The following is a 22,718-nucleotide window of genomic DNA, read 5'->3' on the forward strand; positions in this document are numbered from 1 at the left end:
ACATGACCACACAACTTCGCGTCGAGCAGCTGTGCAAAACGTTTGTGCTGCATAACCAAAACAGCGTGGCGCTGCCGGTGTTACAGGACGCCAGCCTTGAAGTGAATCAGGGGGAATGCGTGGTGCTGCATGGCCATTCGGGCAGCGGAAAATCCACGCTGTTGCGCGCGCTATATGGCAATTATCAGGCCAACAGCGGTCATATCTGGCTGCAACACAGGGGCGAATGGATGGATATGGCGCAGGCCCCGGCGCGCCAGATTATTGCGATTCGCCGCGATACGATCGGCTGGGTAAGCCAGTTTTTGCGGGTGATCCCGCGTGTGCCAACGCTGGAAATTGTCATGCAGCCACTGCTAGAACGGGGCGTTGAGCGCGCCTTTTGCGAGCAGCGCGCCAAAGAACTGCTGACGCGCCTCAACGTGCCAGAACGTCTATGGGCGCTGGCACCGTCAACCTTTTCTGGCGGCGAACAGCAGCGCGTCAATATTGCCCGCGGCTTTATTGCTGATTATCCGGTGCTGCTGCTGGATGAACCCACCGCGTCACTCGACAGCGCCAACAGCGCGGCGGTGGTGAGTTTGATTGAACAGGCACGCACACGCGGTGCGGCGATTGTCGGTATCTTTCACGATCAGGCGGTGCGCGAGCGGGTGGCGGATCGCCTGCACGTTATGCAGCCGGTTAGCTCGGGGGCGGAAGCATGATCATCAATAACGTCAAACTGGTACTGGAAAAAGAGGTGATCGCCGGATCGCTGGAGATGCGTGATGGCTTTATCGCCAGCTTTAGCGAAACCCGCAGCCAACAGCCGGGCGCGCTGGATGGCGAAGGCGCGTTTCTGCTGCCCGGTTTAGTTGAGCTGCATACTGACAACCTCGATAAATTTTTTACCCCGCGCCCCAAAGTTGACTGGCCAGCGCATTCCGCGATGAGCAGCCACGACGCGCTGATGATCGCCAGCGGCATCACCACCGTGCTGGACGCGATTGGCGTCGGCGACGTCCGTGATGGCGGCCATCGGCTGGATAATCTCAGCAAAATGATTGATGCCATCCGCGACAGCAACCGTAAAGGGGTGAATCGTGCGGATCACTTGCTGCATCTGCGCTGTGAATTACCGCATGCCAGCACGCTGCCGCTGTTTGAAGCCTTGATGAGCACGCCGGAGCTGGCGCTGGTATCGCTGATGGATCATTCGCCCGGCCAGCGGCAATACGTTTCGCTGGAAAAGTATCGGCAATATTTCCAAGGGAAATATCATCTCAACGATCAGCAGATGGATGAATTTGAGCGCGAGCAGTTAACGCTGGCGGAAGCCTGGTCACAGTCCAACCGTCTGGCGATTGCTGCACGGTGCCGTGAGCAACAGATTACGCTCGCCAGCCATGATGATGCCACCGTGGCGCATGTTGAAGAGTCGTTTGCCGTTGGCAGCGCCATCGCTGAATTTCCGACTCAACTGGAAGCGGCGCGCGCTTCACGCCATCGCGGCATGCAGGTGCTGATGGGTGCGCCGAACATTGTGCGCGGCGGCTCGCACTCCGGCAACGTCGCCGCCTGGGAGCTGGCTTCACAGGGTATGCTGGATATTCTCTCGTCAGATTACTATCCCGCCAGCCTGCTGGACGCCGCGTTTCTTCTGGCGGCTGACGATCGCAATGGCCTGAACTTGCCGCAGGCGATTGCGCTGGTGACGTGTAATCCCGCCCGGGCGATCGGACTGGATGATCGTGGCGTGATTGCTGAAGGCCGCCGCGCCGATTTAGTGCTGGCGCACACCGAACATGGTCATCCGCATATCCGCCACGTCTGGGCCAAAGGGCGGCAGGTTTATTGATGGCCGCGCCAATGTCATATCCGCAGAAGGCAAGGCTGATTTGGCTAATTGGGCCGTCGGGATCGGGCAAGGATAGCCTGCTGAATGCTTTGCGAGAAGCGCCGCCAGCAGGGTTGATGATTGCCCATCGCTACATCACTCGCGCCGCCGATGCTGGCGGTGAAAACCACGTTGCCCTCACCGAACAGGAGTTTACCCGCCGCGCCGCGCTGGGCTTTTTCGCGATTCGCTGGCAGGCGCATGGCTTTCATTACGGCATCGGCAGCGAGATTGATCTTTGGCTGGCGCGCGGTCAAAACGTGCTGGTGAACGGCTCGCGGCTGCATTTGGCGCAGGTCATGCAACGTTACGGTGAACAACTGATGCCGCTCTGTCTTGAAGTCTCGCCGCCCGTGCTGGCAGCACGCTTACGCCAGCGCGGCCGGGAGAGTGAAGCGGAAATTGTGCGGCGACTGGAGCGCGCCACACAGCCGCAACCGGATGGATGCTTACTGCTCAATAACGATGGCGCGCTGAGCCAGACGGTGCAGCAGCTGCGTCAATTACTCGAGGCATACCGATGAAACTGACCTTTCTCGGCACTGGCGGTGTGACTGCCGCACCGCTGTTTGGCTGCGACTGCCAGGCCTGTCACCGCGCCAGGCGCGATGAAAAACGCAAACGCGCACCCTGCAGTGCGCTGATTGAAGCGGGCAGCGAACGTATTTTGCTGGATGGCGGTTTACCGCTGTTGCATGAACGTTTCCAGCCCGGAGAACTGACGCGCATTCTGCTGACGCACTATCACATGGATCATGTGCAGGGTTTATTTGCGCTGCGCTGGGGTGTCGGCACGCCGATTCCGGTGTGGGGCCCGCCCGATGAGAAGGGCAGCGATGACCTGTTTAAACACCCCGGTCTGCTGGATTTCCGCCCCTCACTTACGCCGTTCGTGCCGCATCAGTTTGGCAATCTATTCGTCACGCCACTGCCGTTGCAGCATTCACGGCTCACACACGGCTATCTGTTTGACTGGCACGGCATGCGGCTGGCGTGGCTGTGCGATACCTGCGGCCTGCCGCCGGAAACGCGTGATTACCTCATTGGGCAACCGCTGGACCAGCTGGTGCTGGACTGCAACGATCCGCCGCGCAGTGACGCGCGCAATCACAACGATGTCCAACTTGCGCTGGCGATTATTGATGAGCTTCAGCCACGTCAAGCATGGCTCACGCACCTCAGTCATGAAATGGATAACTGGTTAGCCAACCATTCGTTACCTGAACATGTTCAACCGGCACGCGACGGTTTGACACTCTGTTTGGGTGCCGATCAGCCTGTCACAGTTTGATCACTTAACTGTCATTCAGCATTCATCCCGTATCGCCTTAATAAGCGCAGACCTTACAGACCGCAATTACGGAGAAGATCATGGCACAGGCGCTTCTGAAAACGGTGGTGGACAACGATCTGCCACTGGCCAGCCAGACCGGGCAAAAAGTGTTATCGGTGCAGGGGTTATGCAAAGCCTACGGTGAAAACCGGGTGCTGGATAACGTCAGTTTCGATCTACATGCGGGCGAACTGGTCGCCGTGGTGGGGCGTTCAGGCGCAGGAAAATCGACGCTGCTGCACATGTTGAACGGCACCATTGAGGCCACTGACGGCGCGATTGTCAGCCTGCGCCACGGCCAGGCCGATCGCGATGTAGTGACGCTAAACAGCCGCCAGATGCGCGAATGGCGCAGCGAATGCGGCATGATTTTTCAAGATTTCTGTCTGGTGCCACGTCTCGACGTGCTGACCAACGTGCTGCTGGGCCGCCTGAGCCAGACCGCCACCCTGAAATCGTTCTTTAAAGTCTTTTCTGACGCTGACCGCGCACACGCCATCGAACTTTTACAGTGGATGAACATGCTGCCGCAGGCGCTGCAACGTGCCGAGAATTTGTCGGGCGGTCAGATGCAGCGTGTGGCGATTTGTCGAGCGTTGATGCAGAACCCAAAAATCCTGCTGGCCGATGAGCCGGTGGCTTCTCTGGATCCGAAAAACACCAAGCGCATCATGGATGTGTTGCGTCAGGTCAGCGAGCAGGGCATCAGCGTGATGGTCAACCTGCACTCCATCGAACTGGTGAAAAGTTATTGCACCCGTGTGATTGGCATTCAGCGCGGCGTGGTGCTGTTCGACGGACATCCTTCCCAACTCACCGACGGCCTGCTGCACCAGCTGTACGGTGATGAAATTAATCAGCTCCACTAACTTCCACGGCAAGAGAAAAACTTCGAATGAAACTGACTTCATTAGCTTTAGTGACTGGCGCTTTGATGACCTTTGGCGTTAACGCAGCGGATGCACCGAAACAGCTGAATCTGGGCATTTTAGGCGGTCAAAACGCCACCCAGCAGATTGGCGATAATCAGTGTGTAAAAAGCTTTTTTGATAAAGAGCTGAACGTGGATACGCAGATGCGTAACGCGTCAGACTATTCGGGCGTGATTCAGGGGCTGCTGGGCGGCAAGATTGATATGGTACTGAGCATGTCGCCCGCGTCGTTTGCCTCAGTTTATCTGCAAGATCCAAAAGCGGTAGATGTCGTGGGCATTGTGGTGGATGACAAAGATCAGTCCCGCGGTTATCACTCGGTGGTGGTGGTGAAAGCCGACAGCCCGTACAAAAAGTTGGAAGATTTGAAAGGCAAAGCTTTTGGGATGGCGGATCCCGATTCGACGTCGGGCTTCCTGATGCCGAACCAGGCATTTAAGAAAGAGTTTGGCGGCAGCGTCGATGACAAATACAACAATTTCTTCTCCAGCGTCACCTTTTCTGGTGGCCACGAGCAGGACATTCTCGGCGTGTTAAACGATCAGTTTGCCGGTGCAGTGACCTGGACGTCGCTGGTGGGCGATCGCAGCACCGGTTATACCTCGGGTGCCTTTACCCGAATGATGCGTATGGATCAGCCCGATTTAATGAACAAAATCCGCATTATCTGGCAGTCGCCGCTGATTCCTAACGGCCCGGTGCTGGTCAGCAATAAGCTGCCGGCAGAGTTCAAAGCCAAAGTAGTGGCGGCGATCAAAAAGCTGGATAAAGAAGATCACGCCTGTTTCGTGAAAGCGGTGGGCGGAGAGCAGCATATTGGTGAAGCAACGCTAGCGGATTATCAGAATGTGATTGATATGAAGCGTGACCTGATGAAGGGCAGCCGCGGGTAATTTAGCGCCTTAGCGCGCTGAATCGGTGCGCGCTGTCCCCCATCCCGACCTTCCCCCGCGAAGCGGGGGAAGGAGACGCTGCCACATGCAGCTTCAATACTCGCATGTGGCAGCATCTTCCTCCCCCATGCATGGGGGAGGACTGAGGTGGGGGACAAACGACCCCGCACTTTTAGGGAGCGAGGTGGGGGACAAACGATGTTATCTGCGCGCTGTCCCCCATCCCGACCTTCCCCCGCGAAGCGGAGGAAGGAGACGCTGCCCCATGTAGCTTCAATACTCGCATGTGGCAGCATCTTCCTCCCCCATGCATGGGGGAGGACTGAGGTGGGGGACAAACGACCCCGCACTTATAGGGAGCGAGGTGGGGGACAAACGATGTTATCTGCGCGCTGTCCCCCATCCCGACCTTCCCCCGCGAAGCGGAGGAAGGAGACGCTGCCACATGCAGCTTCAATACTCGCATGTAGCAGCATCTTCCTCCCCCATGTATGGGGGAGGACCGAGGTGGGGGACAAACGACCCCGCACTTATGGGGGACCGCGCGCACAGACTTCAACTTATGCGAGAAAAGCTTTTGACTGACTTCGAACGTTATTACCAACGCATCCGCAGCCAACAGAAACGCGACTCGCTGCTCTGGTCTTTGTTGCTGGTGGCGCTCTATCTGGCTGCGGGCAACGTGGCGGAATTTAATCTGATTAACGTCTGGCAATCGCTGCCTAACTTTTTTGATTACATCCGCGAAATCGTTCCGGTGCTACATCTGCCGCTGCTGTTCGCCGATGGAAAAACGGAAGGCTCGCTGGCGTATTGGGGTTATCGCCTGCATATCCAGCTGCCGCTGATTTGGGAAACGCTGCAACTGGCGCTGGCTTCCACAATAATTGCCGTCTGCGTTGCCACGGTGCTGGCCTTTTTTGCCGCCGACAACACGCAAATGCCCGTAAGCGTACGGTTTGCTATCCGTTCTGGGGTAGCCTTTTTGCGCACCATGCCAGAACTGGCGTGGGCGGTGATGTTTGTCATGGCCTTTGGCATCGGCGCTATTCCGGGCTTTATGGCGCTGGCGCTGCACGCCATCGGCAGCCTGACCAAGCTGTTTTACGAAGCGATAGAATCCGCTTCCGATAAACCGGTGCGCGGCCTCGCAGCCTGTGGTGCCAGCAAGTTGCAACGCATACGCTTCGCCTTCTGGCCGCAGGTTAAACCGGTATTCCTCTCCTACAGCTTTATGCGTTTAGAGGTCAACTTCCGCTCCTCAACCATTCTCGGTTTAGTTGGCGCAGGCGGCATCGGACAAGAGCTGATGACCAATATCAAACTTGACCGTTTCGATCAGGTCAGCATCACATTACTGCTGATTATCGCCGTGGTTTCGCTGCTGGATACCGTTTCTGGTCGCCTGCGTCGCCGCGTAGTAGAGGGTAAATCATGATTGCGCTTGCACCCGATGTCGCGAAACTCAAGCAGCAACACAGCGCGTTGTTTGCCCTGCAAAACCGTTATCTGCGCCGCATTGGCCTGATTGCCCTCGCGGTGCTGCTTTATTACCTGTTCTTTTTTTCTGTCTTCGGCATTGAGTGGAGCCGGTTGGAAAACGGCGTTCAACAGTTAGGCCGCTATTTTTTGCGCATGTTTGTCTGGCAGGATTTCGCCAACTGGCCGTTTGGTTATTATCTGTCCCAGATAGGGATCACGCTGGCGATTGTGTTTGCTGGCACGATTACCGCCTCGATCATCGCCTTGCCGCTGTCGTTTCTGGCGGCACGCAACGTGATGCACACGCGCATCAGCTGGCCGATTGCGCTGCTGGTTCGTCGCATGTTTGACCTGCTGCGCGGCGTAGATATGGCGATATGGGGGCTGATATTTGTGCGAGCGGTAGGCATGGGGCCGCTGGCGGGCGTGTTGGCGATTGTGATGCAAGATGTGGGGCTGCTCGGCAAACTTTACTCCGAAGGGCATGAAGCGGTAGAGCGCTCGCCAAGTCGTGGCTTGGGCGCATTGGGCGCAAACAGTTTGCAAAAACATCGCTTCGGCATCTTTACCCAATCCTTTCCCAGTTTCCTGGCGCTGAGCCTCTATCAGATAGAATCCAATACCCGATCGGCGGCGGTGTTGGGTTTTGTTGGCGCGGGCGGCGTGGGGCTGGTTTACGCTGAAAACATGCGCTTGTGGAATTGGGACGTAGTGATGTTTATTACCCTGGTTTTGGTGGTGATTGTGATGGTGATGGATGCGATCTCCAGCCGCCTGCGCAAACGCTACATCATTGGGAAAACGGTGCCGCTGTGGCAGCCTGCTGCGCGCGACTAAGCCGCTCGCTGCGCTGCCATGCGCGCTGTAACGCCTGCACTAATTGCGCCTCCTGCCAGGGTTTCGCCAAACGTTCGCACAGCGGTAGCGTCACGGGCTGGTGGCGCAGATCCTGACCGCTGATTAACAGCGTCGCCAACTGCGGCCAGTTCTGCTGCGCCTGGCGAATCACCTCCGCCCCGTTGATTTCACCCGGTAGCATCAAATCACTGATCAGCAGATCGATATCCGGCGTCTGGCGCAGCAGATTCAACGCGCTTTCGCCATCGCCGCACTCCAGCGTCAAATAGCCCAGCTGATGCAGATGTTCGCATAAGGTTTGCCTCACCGCCGGTTCATCATCTACGACTAACACCAGCCGATCGCCCGCCGCGTCGGGTTGCGGTGGCGCGACAACGGCGGCGGTGGCGGCGGTTTCAGGTGCGCGTGGCAACAGCAGGCGAACAGTCGTGCCTTGCCCCGGCGCAGTTTCCAGTTCAATTTGCCCGCCCGATTGACGAACAAAACCGTACACCATCGACAAACCCAATCCGCTGCCACTGCCGGTGGCTTTGGTGGTGAAGAACGGCTCAAACACCTGTTCGCGCACCTCCGATGACATACCGCTGCCGTGATCAATCACCTCAATTGTCACCCTGTCGCGCTTCTCACCCTGTTCCAGACGCCGCTGATTCCAGATACGCAGGCGAATCTCACCGCTTTGCTGCGCCATAGCATCGCGCGCGTTGACCACCAAATTCATCAACGCATTCTCTAACTGACTGGCGTCGATCCACGCGGGCCAGCCAGGACGCTGGGCATCAATCACCAGCTGTTGTCCGGGCAACAGCGAATGCTGCAACAGGCCTTGCAGGTTATCCACCAGCGTTACCACCGACACCGCATTGGGATGCAGCGCCTGTTTGCGAGAAAAAGCCAACAGGCGCTGGGTCAGCAGCGCAGCCCGATCGGCGGCCTGACGTGCACGATCAATGCGGCTGGCAAGGGGCCCCGGCGGCAGTTGGCCTTGGGTTAACGCCAGGCTGCCGATGATCACCGCCAGCAGATTATTAAAATCATGGGCAATGCCACCGGTCAGCTGACCGACCGCTTTCATTTTTTGACTGTGCACCAGCGCTTCTTCCAACGCTTTACGCGCGCTGCGCTCCAGCACCGTATTCACCATGCCGCGCCGTGGTACCGGGCTGAAACGCAACTCCAGCGTGCGGCCGTCAGCCAGCCGGATCTCCTGCGGCTCACCCAATCCGTGCAGATGAATATCCAGCCGCTGTAACAGCAGTTGGTAATGCAGCCCGCGATGCAGATCACGCGGCGCAATGCCCAACAGCTCGGCGTATTGCGCATTCCACACCACTAATCGCCCACTGTTATCAAACAGCGCAAAGCCATCGCGCATCGCCAAAAAGGTCGACTCAAGCTGATTACTTTTCTCTTTTAACAGGCGTGAAGTGTGGGCCAGCGACGCGGTGTTACGCGCAAATACGTTAAAGGCGCGGGCCAAATCGCCCAGCTCATCGCGACGTTGCAGCCCGGGCACGCTGACATTCTGTTCGCCTTGCGCTAATCGCGTCATCGCCCCGGCAATCGCCGTCAGGCTGGAACCTAAATTGCGATAAATGTAATAACCGGCGTAGCAGGTAATCGCCAGCGCCAGCAGCACAAACAACGCGATAAACCCGATGATTGAATCAAGCTCCTGATGGGTGGCCAAAGTGCGCGTTTCGCTCTGCTGCGCCACTTGCTGCACATAGGCGGTGATGTCTTCATTGAGCATCGCCACCAGCGCTTTGATGCGATAGGTCGCGTAGGCAATGGCTAAATCACTCTGCTCCAGATCTGTCGTCAGCGGCACCAGTTGCTGCTGGGCCGTTAATAAGCGTTGCACGTGATCTGCCAGCACGCCGCGAGCAGGCGCGCTGCGCCACGCCATCATCACTTCACCTAATTGATCGATGGCGGCGACCGGTGAAGGCGTGCGAATCGCCACGGTAAGCAGCTGCTCAGTCTGTTGACGCAGCGCGGCATTCGGGGCAAGCGCCGCATTTTTTAAGGCGAGCTGATTAATATGACTGAGCAGCAGTTGGGATTGCCACAGGCCGCTGAGCATCAGGTTACGTTGCAGATGGCGCTGATGCCCGGTGCGCAATAGCTGAGTAATGGTTTGCTCAAGCATTAGGCTGCGCGCACGGATACGCGCCACCCGCTCTGGCTGGCGTGACGCCATCGGGGCATTCGCCAGTAAGGAGAGCGACTGTTGCAGCGCCTGCTGATTTTGCTGCAGGCGCAACGATTCACTTTGGTATTCCAGCGCGCCCACCACCTGTGACAACCGTACCGCCGCGGTGGCGACATTGGCGGTATCACGCGCCAGCGCCAGGCTGCCGTTCATGTCCGCCAGCGTTTGCGCCTGCGCCTGCTCCTGAATCGCCCCGGCGTGGCGAAACCCGAGAATCGCGACCGCGCTCACCATGAGCGTGACGCAGACCACCAGCAAGTTGAACAGCAGCAGACGGCCTCGGGCCCCGGCCTGCCACGGATAATCGCGCTGCATACATCGTCTCCCTTACCGCGCTAATGGGGCGAGTATAAGAGCGGGGCCGCGGGCAAATATGACAAATATGAATGGGTGCTGACATTTTCCATTTATCTGGCGTTGCTTTACTGCTGGCATTCATAGTCAGCAGGAGCGGGCAGATGACAGCCACACCAATACTGGAAATGCGGAAAATCACCCGCCGCTTCGGCAATTTCTACGCCTTGAAAGGTGTCGATCTCACGGTTTATCCTGGTGAAGTTCACGCGCTGATGGGGGAGAACGGAGCCGGAAAAAGCACCTTGATGAAAATCCTGGCAGGAGCCTATAGCGCCAGCAGCGGGGAAATTTTAATTGACGGCAAAGCCTACACGCTTAAAGGGCCCAAAGAGGCGTTAGCGGCAGGCATCACCCTGATTTATCAGGAAATCAATCTGGCACCGAATCTCACGGTGGCGGAAAACATCTTTCTTGGCAGTGAAATCACCCGAGGCGGCATGGTGAAGCGGCGCCAAATGGCCGATGAGGCGCAGCAGGTGATTGATCGACTGGGCGCGCAGTTCAGCGCCAACGACCTGGTTAACCGCCTCAGTATTGCTGAACAACAGCAGGTGGAAATCGCCCGTGCGCTGCATCGCAACAGTCGCATTTTGGTAATGGATGAGCCTACCGCTGCACTCTCTAACCGCGAGACCGAGCAGCTGTTTGCGCTGATCAAGCGCCTGCGCGGTGAAGGCATGGCGATCATCTATATCAGTCATCGCATGGCGGAAGTCTATGAGCTGTCGGATCGCGTCAGCGTGCTGCGCGATGGCGAATATGTTGGCAGCCTGACGCGGGAGAATCTCAACGCCAGTGAGCTGGTGCGCATGATGGTCGGCAGGCCGCTCAGCGATCTGTTCAATAAAGACCGCAACATTGCGATGGGTGATATTCGCCTGGCAGTGAATCATCTTGGCGATGGAGGCAAAGTGCATCCCAGCAGCCTGGCCGTGCGCGCGGGCGAAATCGTGGGATTAGCCGGGCTGGTCGGTGCCGGACGCAGTGAGCTGGCGCAGCTGATCTTTGGCGTGCATAAGCCGAAAGAGGGCGAAATCTGGGTAGATGGTCAAAAAGTCACGATTCATTCGCCCCGTGATGCGATTGCGCGCGGCATCGGTTTTCTTACCGAGAACCGCAAGGAACAAGGTCTGTTTCTGGAGATGGCGGCGATGGAGAACATTGTGATGGCCACGCTAGAACGCGATGCCAATTATGGCCTGCTTGATCGTCGCAAAGGGCAAAAAATCGCTAACGATGCCATTGCCAACCTCAACATTCGTGTGCCGCATGCGCAAGTGCGGGCCGGCGGTTTGTCTGGCGGTAATCAGCAGAAGCTGTTGATTTCGCGCTGGGTCTCAATTGGCCCACGTATCTTGATTCTCGACGAACCGACGCGCGGCGTTGACGTCGGAGCCAAAAGTGAAATTTATCGCATGATGCAGGAGATGGCGCGCCAGGGCGTAGCGATATTAATGATCTCCAGCGAGCTGCCGGAGGTGGTGGGTATGAGCGACCGCGTTTACGTGATGCGCGAAGGCAGCATCGCTGGTGAGCTGGAAGGCGACAACATCAGTCAGGAAAACATTATGACGCTGGCAACCGGTGCGCACAGCGCATCCCCGCTTGAAGTGTGAGGAGAAAACCATGACAGCACCAACCGCACGCGCCAAAGCGCCGACACTGAAACGCGCCCTGATGGGCGATTTGCTGCAAACCATCGGTATCTTGCCGATCTTGATCCTGATCGTCGCGATTTTTGGTTTTGTGGCACCCAACTTTTTTACTGAAGCAAACCTGCTGAACATTACGCGTCAGGCCTCCATCAATATCGTGCTTGCGGCGGGAATGACCTTTGTGATTCTGACCGGCGGGATTGATCTGTCAGTGGGATCGATGCTCGGCACCACTGCGGTGGTGGCGCTGGTGGCGTCGTTGGATCCGATGCTGGCCTCGTTGACGATTCCCATGGCGCTCGGCGCCGGGCTGATAATGGGGCTGTTCAACGGCATTTTAGTGGCATGGGCCGGACTGCCTCCGTTTATTGTCACGCTCGGTACTTATACCGCATTGCGTGGTGCCGCCTATTTGCTGGCGGATGGCACCACGGTCATCAACTCCGATATTAATTTTGAATGGATAGGCAACGGTTATCTAGGCCCGGTGCCGTGGCTGATTGTGATCGCTTTTGCGGTGATTGCGCTGTGTTGGTTTATTTTGCGCCGCACCACGCTGGGCGTTCACATCTACGCGGTTGGCGGCAACATGCAAGCCGCGCGGTTAACCGGGATTAAAGTCGGCGTGGTATTGGCGTTTGTTTATGGCATGAGCGGCTTGCTATCAGGTTTGGGCGGATTGATGAGCGCGTCACGGCTGTATAGCGCCAACGGCAACTTAGGCGTGGGCTATGAGCTGGATGCGATTGCAGCGGTGATCCTCGGCGGCACCAGTTTTGTCGGCGGTATTGGCACCATCACCGGCACGCTGATTGGCGCGCTGATTATCGCGACGCTGAACAACGGCATGACGCTGATGGGGGTTTCCTATTTCTGGCAGTTGGTGATCAAGGGCGCGGTGATCATTATCGCGGTGTTGATCGATAAATATCGTACACGTCATCACGTGAGTTGAACGATGGGTGAGGAGCGCGCTGTCCCTGGTGAGGTGCGCGCTGTCCCCCATCCCAGCCTTCCCCCGCGAAGCGGGGGAAGGAGACGCTGCCACATGCAGCTTCAATACTGGCATGCGGCAGCATCTTCCTCCCCCATGCATGGGGGAGGACCGAGGTGGGGGACAAACGACCTCGCACTTATGGGGACCGAGTTGGCAAACGACTCCCGATAAAAATTTTTACCCTACGCCATTCAGCGGTTGGCAATCATAACTACCCAAAATATTTCAGGTTGCAGCAAGGCGGCAAACGAATCCATCTCGATGAGCTGACGGATGTCAGTGATTCACTTGGATAAGTGAAGCCAACACATCTGTAGCGTGGAATATGACGGGTAAAACAGCAGGAGAAGCACAATGCGTTTTAATCCGATCGTAACCGGGCTGCTGGCGGCGACGCTGTTCAGTGCTGGCGTGGCTCAGGCGAAAGAACTGAAATCTATCGGCGTGACGGTGGGCGATCTCGCTAACCCGTTCTTCGTACAGATCACCAAAGGCGCGGAGATGAAAGCGCGTGAACTGGCGGGTGACAAAGTCAACGTCACGCTGGTCTCCAGCGGCTACGATCTGGGGCAGCAGGTTGGCCAGATCGATAACTTTATCGCCGCGAAAGTGGACATGATTATCCTCAACGCCGCCGATTCCAAAGGCATTGCACCGGCGGTAAAACGTGCGCGTGATGCTGGCATTGTGGTGGTTGCCGTCGACGTTGCCGCTGATGGTGCCAATGCCACTATTACGTCCGATAACACCCAAGCCGGAGAAATGGCCTGTAAATATATTTCCCAGCGCCTGAAAGAGACCGGCAGCGTGGTGATCATCAACGGCCCACCGGTCTCTGCAGTGCAAAACCGCGTGGAAGGCTGCATGACCGAATTTAAACGTCATCCCAACATCAAGCTGCTTTCCTATAACCAAAACGCCAAAGGCAGCCGTGAAGGCGGCTTGGAAGTGATGACCGGTTTGCTCTCGGCTAATCCAAAAATTGATGCAGTTTTTGCCATTAACGATCCCACCGCGATCGGTGCCGATCTGGCGGCGAAACAGGCTCAGCGCAGCGAATTCTTTATTGTTGGTGTCGATGGATCACCGGATGGCGAAGAGGCGCTGAAGCGTAAAAATTCCCTGTTTGTCGCAACGCCCGCGCAGGATCCACAAGTGATGGCGGCGAAAGCGGTGGAAATTGGCTACGACATACTGCAAGGCAAACCGGCGCCGGATAAACCGGTGTTGATTCCGGTCAGCATGATCGATCGCAACAACATCGGCGGCTACAAAGGCTGGACGGTGAAATAACCCGCATGCGGCATGTCATGATGCCGCCTGTTTCGGAGGTTCGACCATGCAACGTTCCGAAGTCAACACCATCTTGCAACTGACGCGTGAGTTCTTTATGCGTCAGGACGTTCATTTGCCGCCATGGGCAGATTACGGCCTCAGCCAGTGGCGTGCGCTTGATCGCGCTTCAGCATCAGAATTGCTGGCGCTGCATCTCGGCTGGGATGTGACCAGCTTTGGCGAAGATGATTTCCAGCAAACCGGCCTGACGCTGTTCACCCTGCGCAACGGATCGCCGGGCGGCAAACCCTGGCACAAACCCTACGCCGAAAAGATCATGCACGTGCGTGAAGCTCAGGTGACGCCGATGCATTATCACCCGCAAAAGATGGAAGACATTATCAATCGTGGTGGCGGCAATCTTATTGTCACGCTGCACAACCGCGACGGTGATGGCCTGGCGAACACACCCGTCAACGTCACGCTGGATGGCCTCAGCCAAACGCATGCCGCCGGTTCACAGCTGCGTTTATCGCCAGGCGAAAGCGTTACGCTGGTGCCGGGCATCTGGCACAGCTTCTGGGGCGAAGAGGGATTAGGTGATGTGCTGGTAGGCGAAGTTTCCATGCCCAATGACGACGACCATGACAACGTGTTTCTTACGCCGCTAGCACGCTTCAATCCGATTGATGAGGATGAACAACCGCGCTGGCTGCTCTGTAACGAATATGACCGCTGGCTAACCTGAAGGAGTAAAGCATGGCATTGATCTCTTTAGCGCAGGGCTTGGCCCACGCGCAGCAACACGGTTATGCGTTGGGTGCATTTAATGTTATCGACACCCATTTTCTGCGTGCGCTGTTCAAGGCAGCTGAGCAGCAGCGTTCGCCGTTTATCATCAATATCGCGGAGGTGCATTTCAAATACATCACCCTTGATCATCTGGTGGAAGCGGTGCGTTTTGAAGCGGCGAAACATGCTATTCCGGTGGTGCTGAATCTCGATCACGGCCTGCATTTTGAGGCGGTGATGCAGGCGATTCGCCTGGGCTTTACCTCGGTAATGTTTGATGGTTCAACGCTGAGTTATGAAGAGAACCTGCGTCAGACGCGAGAAGTGGTAAAAATTGCGCATGCGGTAGGCGTGTCGGTGGAAGCGGAGTTGGGTGCAGTAGGCGGCGATGAAGGCGGCGCACTGTTTGGCGAAGCGGACAGCGCAAAATTTACCGACCCGAACCTCGCGGCCGAATTTGTGCGAGAAACCGGTATCGATACTTTAGCGGTGGCGATTGGCAATGCGCATGGCAAATACAAAGGCGAGCCGAAACTCGACTTTGAGCGGCTGGCAGCGATACGTCAGCAGGCGGGCGTGCCGCTGGTGTTACACGGTGGATCAGGGATCAGCGACGCCGATTTCCGTCGCGCTATTGAACTGGGCATTCATGAAATCAACTTTTATACCGGCATGTCGCAGGCGGCGCTGGGCGCGATCGATCAGTGCATGTCCTCGCGTAACACGCGCTACGACGAGTTTGCTGAAATGCTAATGGCAGTGGAAACGGCGATCAGCGAGATTGTCATGCAACAGATGCAGATTTTCGGCAGCAGCGGGAAGGCGTGAGATGGCGGGGCGCAGCGGCATCCTGGCCGCCGGTATCATGCTGGTGGACTACGTTCACCGCATCAATCTCTGGCCTCAACAAGGCTGGCTGGCCGAAGTCAGCCACAGTGAAAAAGCGGCAGGCGGTGCGCCGCTTAATGTTCTGGTGACACTGTCACGTATGCAGTGCCAATTGCCGCTGGCGGCGATTGGCTTGCTGGGCGAAGATGCCGACGGCGATTACCTGATGCAGGTGATGGATGAGGCGCAGATTGATCGGCGTGCGGTACAGCGTTCGCAAACGCTAGCGACGTCTACCAGCCAGGTAATGACCGCGCCCGATGGTCAGCGCACCTTTTTCTACGCGCCAGGCGCCAATCGCCAGCTGGATATTCCTCATTTTGACGCGCTAAACGATCGCTATCGCATATTTCATTTGGGGTATTTGCTGCTGCTGGAAAGCCTCGACCACGCTGATGAAACGTTTGGTACACGCAGTGCACGATTACTGGCAATGATGCAGCAGCGTGGTTATTACACCTCTTTAGATTTGGTCTCTCGCGCTGGCGATAATCGTCCGCTGATTCTGCCGTCGCTGCGCTGGCTGGATTATCTGATCATTAATGAACTGGAAGCGGAGGCGCTAACGGGTATTACGTTGCGAGGCAGTGAAGGCATCCAGCCGCCTGACGCATTCGCCGCTGCCGCCCAGTGGCTGATGGAGCAAGGCGTGCGGCAACGGGTGATTATTCATGCGCCTGAAGGGGCGTGGGGACGCGAGGTCAACGGCGCGGGCGTTTGGCAATCTTCATGGCAGCTTAGCGCGGAAGAGATTGTGGGAAGCGTGGGCGCAGGCGATGCCTTTTGCGCAGGCGTGTTGTACGCCACGCATCAAGGCTTTGATATGTTGACGACGCTGCGACTGGCGCACACCTGCGCCTGTTTTAATCTGCACGCCGCCAATGCCATTGACGGCATTCGTCCACTTGATGAGATGCAGCGCTGGATGGATCAGGCGATCTGCGTGGAGAGCCGCGCCGTTTCTGGTTTCACCACATCCGCAGAAAAAACGTAACCCAGGCCGCGAATAGTACGAATTAAATTAGGTTGGTGTGGATTAGTTTCGATTTTTCGGCGCAAACGCATGATCAGCACATCAATGGTGCGATCGAACACATCAAGGCTTTCGCTGTGGGTTAACTCCAACAGCTGATCGCGTGTCAGCACTTTGCGGGCATGTTTCACCAGCGCCCGCAGCAGCGTGTATTCGCCCTGCGTAAGCGGTACCGATTCTCGCTGAGGATTAAGTAACTGACAGCGCGCTTCATCTAACTGCCAACCATTAAAGCGCCAGCCATCATAATCTGAATCCTGACAAACCAGGCGAGTACCGCGCCGCAGCGCCGCTTTGGCACGCGCCACGACCACGCGCGGATTGAACGGCTTGGCAATGTAGTCGTCGGCACCCATCTCCAGACCAATTACCATTTCCGCTTCCGATCCCATGCCGGTCAACATGATGACCAGGACATCGGGACGCTGTCGCTGGAGCTGTTGTAGCACCAACAAGCCGTTGGTATCGGGCAGCATCATATCCAGCATCACCAGTGAGATCTCAGGGTGTTGCGCCAGCATGGTCAGCGCCTCTTTGCCCTGATGGCAGCTATAAACATTGAACACATGTTCACTCAGCACGTCCTGCAACACTTCGCAGACGGCACGATCGTCATCCACCACCAATATCGCTGGCTTCATTGCGCGGCCTCAATGTTACGAAAGGGGTAAGTCAGGAGTGTACACAGCCGTAAAAACAGCGCTGATTCAGCAAGCTGAAACGTGACCGATATCGCCTGCCAAAGCGCTGAATCGTGCGTCAGCTCAGAAATTTCTTGTGGAAAAAGCGGCGTGCAGGAAAACGATTGCGCAGCATTGGTGCGTTGCACCATAATCGCGCCTTGTTTTGGTTCAGAATAATCTTAAGATTTGTTGCGCAACGCTTTTTTACGCTGCGCAACTTATGGCATAGCAATTGCTATGTCCTGATGTGATGTCCTGAAGCACGGACAAAAGTTCGAGACGGAAGAGCGTGCAACCGTCACTGCCTTTTACATAAAACAACGCGCATGCAAACCACATTGGCAAGGGAGCACCCATGAAAATGGCGTCTCCGCTAACGAGAGATGATGATGTTAGATAAATTATTCAAGCTCAAAGCTCACAACACTACGGTCCGCACTGAGATCATCGCCGGGATAACGACTTTCCTCGCGATGGCTTACATCTTGTTTGTTAACCCCAGTATTCTCAGCGCAACCGGCATGGATAAAGGTTCGGTGTTCGTGGCGACCTGCCTGGCGGCGGCGATCGGTTCGCTGCTGATGGGCCTGATTGCCAATTACCCGATTGCACTGGCACCGGGCATGGGACTGAACGCTTTCTTTACCTACACCGTGGTGTTGCACATGGGTTACACCTGGCAAATCGCGTTGGGCGCTGTGTTCTTGTCGGCGGTGATTTTCTTCGCATTATCGCTGTTCAAAATCCGCGAATGGATCATCGCCAGTATTCCGCTGCCACTGCGTGCGGGCATCGCGGCTGGGATTGGCTTGTTTCTGGCGATCATTGCGCTGGAAGGCGCCGGTATTGTGGTGGATAACCCCGCCACGCTGGTGGGCATTGGCGATCTAACCAAACCGGGGCCGCTGCTGGCAGTGTTGGGCTTTATCATCATCGTAGTGTTGGAAGCGCGCCGCGTGACCGGTGCGGTGCTAATTGGCATTTTGGTGGTGACATTTATCTCAATGGGCATCGGTTTGTCGCCGTTTGCCGGGGTGTTTTCTGCGCCGCCATCCATCGCACCCACCTTTTTGCAGCTGGACATTGCCGGTGCGTTTAACGTCGGCCTGATCAGCGTGATCTTCGCTTTCCTGTTCGTTGACGTGTTTGATAACACCGGCACGCTGCTGGGCGTGACTAAACGTGCAGGCTTAGCCGATGAGAAGGGCAACGTACCGAAAATGGGCCGTGCGCTGATTGCCGACAGCGCAGCTGCGCTGTTTGGTTCGCTGCTGGGCACGTCAACCACCACCAGTTATGTAGAATCAGCGGCGGGCGTCAGCGCCGGGGGCCGTACCGGCTTAACCGCGATTGTGGTGGCGATTCTGTTTTTACTCAGCCTGTTCTTCTCACCGCTGGCCTCCAGCGTACCGGTATTTGCCACCGCGCCTGCGCTGCTGTTTGTGGCGGTATTGATGGCTTCGGGCCTGGCTGAGATTGACTGGAAAGACATCACCACCGCTGCACCGGTAACGGTAACGGCGTTAACCATGCCGTTAACCTACTCGATTGCTAACGGTATCGCTTTTGGTTTTATTACCTGGACCGTGGTGAAACTGTTGAGTGGCCGTACCAAAGAGGTCAATGTCGCACTGATCGTTCTGTCGATCCTGTTTGTGATTAAACTGGGGTGGCTGAGCGCCTGATAACCCCTCTCCGCCGCTGTTTATTTCGCAGCGGCGGGTTCGCCCCTTCACTGCCATTTCGCCTTCTCTTACTGGCTGATTGATCATTTTTGCGCAGCCGCTTCCAGAGCATAATAAATCCCCTGTTTCTTCTGCGATTAAGCGATAGTTTTGTCGTGTCTGAGGTTTTTGACCGAATCCTAAATTGCTGCGGTTTTACCGAAACGTGGAATGATTAAACTGCGGCAATCTGTTTCACTCTCTGTGCGACAGATTCCGGCGTGAACGAATACGACGCGGGAGACACATTCAGACGTGTCGGCGTTGCAGGGGAAAATAATGGATTATTTTTATGGAAGGTTTGAGCAGTGGGAACCGTTTACGTTTAATGGCGCTCGCTGCCGTGGAGGCAATAACATGGAAAAACTGGAAAAACGCATTGAGCGAGTCGAGCTGGATTTGCATCAGGTCAAAATTGATATAGCGGTGTTGACCGAGCGTTCGCAAACATTTGCGACAAAGGCTGATCTTGAAGTGATTCGAAGTGAGCATGGTGCATTCAAAAAAGAAGTGATTCAAAGATTCGACGCTATAGACAAGAAGTTCGACACCATAGATAAGAAGTTCGACGCCATAGACAAGAAATTCGATGCCCTTAATAACCGAATTATCTGGACAATGATGGTTCCTTTAACGCTGTTTGTGGTGGGGTGGTTCATTAAAACCGCGGTGCTTCACGTTTAGTTCTCGGCTGTCGATATGGCTAATCATCAATGCGGGACCTGCCCGCATTGATTGCTCTCGTGACGAGGCTGAAAGCGAACAAAACCTTATCTGAACGGCGGTTCGTTAAAGGTTCGCAGTTTCCGTGAATGCAATTTATCCCCTTCGGCGCGCAGCAGTTCTACCGCTTGAATACCGATCTGTAAATGCTCCGAGATTGCGCCTTCGTAAAAACGGTTTGCCTGACCCGGCAGTTTGATTTCTCCGTGCAGCGGTTTGTCAGAAACGCACAGCAACGTTCCGTAAGGCACGCGAAAGCGATAACCCTGCGCGGCGATGGTGGCGCTTTCCATATCCACTGCCACCGCACGGCTCAGGTTGAAGCGCAATGCAGAAGCGGAGTAGCGCAGTTCCCAGTTGCGGTCATCGGTGGTAACCACGGTTCCGGTACGCAGGCGCTCTTTCACTTCTTCACCTGGCATGCCGCTGACCGATTTGGTGGCATCATAAAGCGCGCGCTGCACTTCGGCGATGCTTGGGATCGGGATATCTGGCGGCAATACGCTGTCGAGCACGTGATCGTCACGCAGGTAAGCGTGAGCCAGTACATAATCGCCAATGCGCTGACTTTCACGCAGTCCGCCACAGTGGCCAATCATCAACCAGGCGTGTGGGCGGATAACAGCTAGGTGATCGCAAATGGTTTTGGCATTCGACGGGCCAACGCCAATGTTGATCAAGGTGATGCCGCGACGATGAGGGGAAGTGAGATGCCAGGCAGGCATTTGGTGTTTCTTCCATGCTAAATCAGAAAGCATGGCGTCGCTGTCCGCGGTATCGGCGGTGAGCACCACATCACCGGCACAGACCAGGCTGTCGTAAGCTGTGTTGGGATCGCGCACCTGCTCAATAGCCCAGCGCACAAACTCATCAACATAGCGCGTGTAATTGGTGAACAGCACAAACGGCTGGAAATGTTCTACTGACGTGCCGGTGTAATGGCGCAGGCGCGCCAGCGAAAAGTCAGTGCGCAGTGCGTCAAAGTGGGACAGCGGGAAGCGCGCATCGACGTTGAACAAGCCATCAGCCGTTTCATCGCCAATCTGTGACAGTTCAGTGGTGGGGAAATGGCGCGCAATACCGGCGCTCATCGAGCGATCCAGTGACAAATCTGAACCATCAATTACGTAAGGATAAGGGATCTCTTGCGCTGATGGGCCGACTTCAATATCCACTTCATACTCTTTTTCCAGCATCGCTAACTGCTCGGCGATGTAATGGCGCAGCAGGGCTGGACGCGTAATTGAGGTACTGTAACGGCCGGTGTGCGTAAAGCGTCCCCACGCGCGGGTGCGGTTTTGTTGCGGGCCATCGCCGTGCCAGCTGATGCGCAGCTCAGGGTAAACAAATAGACCTTGTGCGCGTGCCGCATAGTCAGGCAGCGTGCCATCTTCGGTGAAGGCTTTGATGGCAGTACGCAGGGCGTTTACCGATTCATCATATAAACGCTCAAGCTCATCAAGCGCCTGTTGGCTGGTCAAATTTTTCCGTTGTGTAGGCATAGCTTCTCCTTGGGTGTTTACAGCGAATTATCCTCAGCTTAGCGGGTTTGACGCTGGCTTTGGTTAATAATCTGTGATCAACCGCATTTTGCACCAACGTGGTGCTGGTGAGTTAGCCAAAGCACTCTATCGTTAGTGATCAAGTGGAAGCGAAAGGCGCTCAACGCCCCCAAATTCACCCTTCAACGTAAGATTTCGTCACAAATGGTGACTTTTGGCGAGATTATTGCTTACGAATTAACCGTGGCCACTCCCGGCCACAGAATGTTCTCAAAGTGCTCCCCAGTCAGTGTATTCAGAAGTTGATTTCTCCCTATTTGGCATTCGCGCCTAACCGTGTTGAGGATGACAGCATGTCTGTGAAATTGATCAAGTTACCGATGAAACTCGTACTTGCAGGGTGTTTAACCACCGCGTTTTATGCACAGGCCGATATCAAGATTGGCGTGGCCGGCCCGTTTTCTGGCCCTAATGCCACCTATGGTGCGCAGTACTGGAAAGGCGCCACGCAAGCAGCCGAAGACATCAACGCCGCAGGCGGCGTGAACGGCGAGAAGATTGTGCTGGTGCAGGGCGATGATGCCTGCGAACCCAAGCAGGCTGTTTCTGTGGCTAACCGCTTGGTCGATCAGGATAAAGTGATGGCGGTGGTCGGCCACTTCTGCTCCTCATCAACCATGCCAGCGTCAGAAGTGTATGACGAAGCGGGTGTACTCACGATTACGCCAGGTTCAACCAACCCCAAAATCACCGAGCGCGGCATGAAATCGATGTTTCGCATGTGTGGGCGTGATGACCAACAAGGCGCGATTGCCGCCAATTACATGATCGATACGCTTAAAGCCAAGAAAGTCGCGGTGATCCACGACAAAGATACTTACGGACAAGGCTTAGCCGATGCGACCAAAGCCGCATTGGAAAAACGCGGTGTGAAAGAGGTGCTGTATGAAGGCTTGTCGCGGGGCGAGAAAGACTTTAACGCGCTGGTAACTAAGATTGCCCAGGTCAATCCTGATGTGGTCTATTTCGGGGGATGTCATCCAGAAGCCGGGCCGCTGGTGCGTCAGATGCGTGAGCAGGGCGTGAAAGCGAACTTCTTCTCAGGCGACTGTATCGTAACCGAAGAGATGGTCACCGCCGCAGGTGGGCCGCAATACACCAAAGGCGTGTACATGACCTTTGGTAACGATCCGCGTCAAATCCCCGCAGGCAAAGCGGTGATTGAGAAATTCCGTGCCGGTGGTTTCGAACCGGAAGGATACACCTTGTACGCCTATGCCTCGATTCAGGCGATTGCCGCTGCGTACAAAGGCGCAGGCAAAGATAACGAAAAAGCCAGCGAGTGGTTGAAAGCCAATCCAGTCGATACTGTCATGGGACAGAAATCCTGGGATGGTAAAGGCGACCTGAAAGTCTCCGACTACGTCATTTATCAGTGGGATGATAAAGGCAAATACCACCAACTCTAATTTAATCGTCATTCTTCACGTTACGGGC

20 protein-coding genes are annotated in these 22,718 nt (G+C 55.9%); 17 read left to right on the plus strand and 3 right to left on the minus strand.

Annotation, left to right across the window (positions count from 1 at the left end; genetic code table 11):
* Positions 1-2 precede the first annotated feature (2 nt).
* The 8 genes from phnL (at position 3) to phnE (MUG06_RS02755) (ending at position 7,356) form a co-directional block, all read left to right on the plus strand.
* Positions 3-707: a phosphonate C-P lyase system protein PhnL gene (gene phnL, locus MUG06_RS02720; protein ID WP_243077653.1), complete on the plus strand. Its 705-nt coding sequence runs from the start codon at positions 3-5 to the stop codon at positions 705-707.
* On the plus strand, positions 704-1,840 hold the full coding sequence (gene phnM, locus MUG06_RS02725) for an alpha-D-ribose 1-methylphosphonate 5-triphosphate diphosphatase (RefSeq protein ID WP_243077654.1): 1,137 nt from the start codon (positions 704-706) through the stop codon (positions 1,838-1,840). The genes phnL and phnM overlap by 4 nt, the downstream gene beginning before the upstream one ends.
* A gap of 11 nt (positions 1,841-1,851) precedes the next feature.
* Positions 1,852-2,403 carry a ribose 1,5-bisphosphokinase gene (phnN, locus tag MUG06_RS02730; protein WP_243077655.1) on the plus strand — a complete coding sequence of 184 codons (552 nt, stop codon included), beginning with the start codon at positions 1,852-1,854 and terminating at the stop codon, positions 2,401-2,403.
* Positions 2,400-3,170: a phosphonate metabolism protein PhnP gene (phnP, locus tag MUG06_RS02735; RefSeq protein ID WP_243077656.1), complete on the plus strand. Its 771-nt coding sequence runs from the start codon at positions 2,400-2,402 to the stop codon at positions 3,168-3,170. The genes phnN and phnP overlap by 4 nt, the downstream gene beginning before the upstream one ends.
* Before the next feature lie 80 nt (positions 3,171-3,250).
* Positions 3,251-4,081 (plus strand): phosphonate ABC transporter ATP-binding protein, encoded by an 831-nt coding sequence (gene phnC, locus MUG06_RS02740; protein WP_243077657.1) that lies wholly within the window; start codon positions 3,251-3,253, stop codon positions 4,079-4,081.
* A gap of 26 nt (positions 4,082-4,107) precedes the next feature.
* Complete coding sequence (gene phnD / locus MUG06_RS02745) at positions 4,108-5,037, plus strand: phosphonate ABC transporter substrate-binding protein (RefSeq protein ID WP_215846483.1); 930 nt, start codon at positions 4,108-4,110, stop codon at positions 5,035-5,037.
* Between the two features lie 577 nt (positions 5,038-5,614).
* Positions 5,615-6,475: a phosphonate ABC transporter, permease protein PhnE gene (gene phnE, locus MUG06_RS02750; protein WP_243077658.1), complete on the plus strand. Its 861-nt coding sequence runs from the start codon at positions 5,615-5,617 to the stop codon at positions 6,473-6,475.
* Complete coding sequence (gene phnE / locus MUG06_RS02755) at positions 6,472-7,356, plus strand: phosphonate ABC transporter, permease protein PhnE (RefSeq protein WP_243077659.1); 885 nt, start codon at positions 6,472-6,474, stop codon at positions 7,354-7,356. Before phnE (MUG06_RS02750) ends, phnE (MUG06_RS02755) begins: the two co-directional genes overlap by 4 nt.
* Here phnE (MUG06_RS02755) and MUG06_RS02760 read toward each other — a convergent pair.
* A complete protein-coding gene (locus MUG06_RS02760) occupies positions 7,310-9,907 on the minus strand; it encodes an ATP-binding protein (RefSeq protein WP_243077660.1) in 2,598 nt (865 codons plus the stop codon). The two genes, phnE (MUG06_RS02755) and MUG06_RS02760, sit on opposite strands and share 47 nt — an antisense overlap.
* Before the next feature lie 143 nt (positions 9,908-10,050).
* Between MUG06_RS02760 and MUG06_RS02765 the strand changes: the two genes are divergently transcribed.
* The 6 genes from MUG06_RS02765 (at position 10,051) to MUG06_RS02790 (ending at position 16,550) form a co-directional block, all read left to right on the plus strand.
* Positions 10,051-11,565, plus strand: coding sequence for a sugar ABC transporter ATP-binding protein (locus tag MUG06_RS02765; RefSeq protein WP_215846488.1), 1,515 nt, complete (start codon positions 10,051-10,053; stop codon positions 11,563-11,565).
* A 10-nt stretch (positions 11,566-11,575) separates the two neighbouring features.
* Positions 11,576-12,559 carry a ribose ABC transporter permease gene (locus MUG06_RS02770; protein ID WP_215846489.1) on the plus strand — a complete coding sequence of 328 codons (984 nt, stop codon included), beginning with the start codon at positions 11,576-11,578 and terminating at the stop codon, positions 12,557-12,559.
* 396 nt (positions 12,560-12,955) lie between these two features.
* Positions 12,956-13,894 carry an ABC transporter substrate-binding protein gene (locus tag MUG06_RS02775; protein WP_215846491.1) on the plus strand — a complete coding sequence of 313 codons (939 nt, stop codon included), beginning with the start codon at positions 12,956-12,958 and terminating at the stop codon, positions 13,892-13,894.
* A 46-nt stretch (positions 13,895-13,940) separates the two neighbouring features.
* Positions 13,941-14,624: a D-lyxose/D-mannose family sugar isomerase gene (locus MUG06_RS02780; RefSeq protein ID WP_215846493.1), complete on the plus strand. Its 684-nt coding sequence runs from the start codon at positions 13,941-13,943 to the stop codon at positions 14,622-14,624.
* A gap of 11 nt (positions 14,625-14,635) precedes the next feature.
* Positions 14,636-15,496: a ketose 1,6-bisphosphate aldolase gene (locus MUG06_RS02785; protein WP_243077661.1), complete on the plus strand. Its 861-nt coding sequence runs from the start codon at positions 14,636-14,638 to the stop codon at positions 15,494-15,496.
* Between the two features lies 1 nt (position 15,497).
* Positions 15,498-16,550, plus strand: coding sequence for a carbohydrate kinase family protein (locus MUG06_RS02790; protein ID WP_215846496.1), 1,053 nt, complete (start codon positions 15,498-15,500; stop codon positions 16,548-16,550).
* Here MUG06_RS02790 and MUG06_RS02795 read toward each other — a convergent pair.
* Entirely contained in the window at positions 16,487-17,230 is a 744-nt protein-coding gene (locus tag MUG06_RS02795; RefSeq protein WP_215846498.1) for a response regulator transcription factor, read from the minus strand. The two genes, MUG06_RS02790 and MUG06_RS02795, sit on opposite strands and share 64 nt — an antisense overlap.
* A gap of 428 nt (positions 17,231-17,658) precedes the next feature.
* Here MUG06_RS02795 and MUG06_RS02800 point away from each other — a divergent pair, with 428 nt between their 5' ends.
* Positions 17,659-18,957 (plus strand): NCS2 family permease, encoded by a 1,299-nt coding sequence (locus MUG06_RS02800; protein WP_243077662.1) that lies wholly within the window; start codon positions 17,659-17,661, stop codon positions 18,955-18,957.
* Positions 18,958-19,275: 318 nt separating this feature from the next.
* Positions 19,276-19,680 (plus strand): hypothetical protein, encoded by a 405-nt coding sequence (locus tag MUG06_RS02805; protein ID WP_243077663.1) that lies wholly within the window; start codon positions 19,276-19,278, stop codon positions 19,678-19,680.
* A gap of 86 nt (positions 19,681-19,766) precedes the next feature.
* Here the strand turns inward: MUG06_RS02805 and MUG06_RS02810 are convergent, their stop codons facing one another.
* Positions 19,767-21,221 (minus strand): AMP nucleosidase, encoded by a 1,455-nt coding sequence (locus MUG06_RS02810; RefSeq protein ID WP_215846499.1) that lies wholly within the window; start codon positions 21,219-21,221, stop codon positions 19,767-19,769.
* A 353-nt stretch (positions 21,222-21,574) separates the two neighbouring features.
* Here MUG06_RS02810 and MUG06_RS02815 point away from each other — a divergent pair, with 353 nt between their 5' ends.
* Positions 21,575-22,690 carry a branched-chain amino acid ABC transporter substrate-binding protein gene (locus tag MUG06_RS02815; protein WP_215846500.1) on the plus strand — a complete coding sequence of 372 codons (1,116 nt, stop codon included), beginning with the start codon at positions 21,575-21,577 and terminating at the stop codon, positions 22,688-22,690.
* Positions 22,691-22,718: the final 28 nt, after the last annotated feature.

The organism is Pantoea sp. MQR6 (assembly GCF_022761075.1).
GTDB lineage: Bacteria > Pseudomonadota > Gammaproteobacteria > Enterobacterales > Enterobacteriaceae > Pantoea > Pantoea phytostimulans.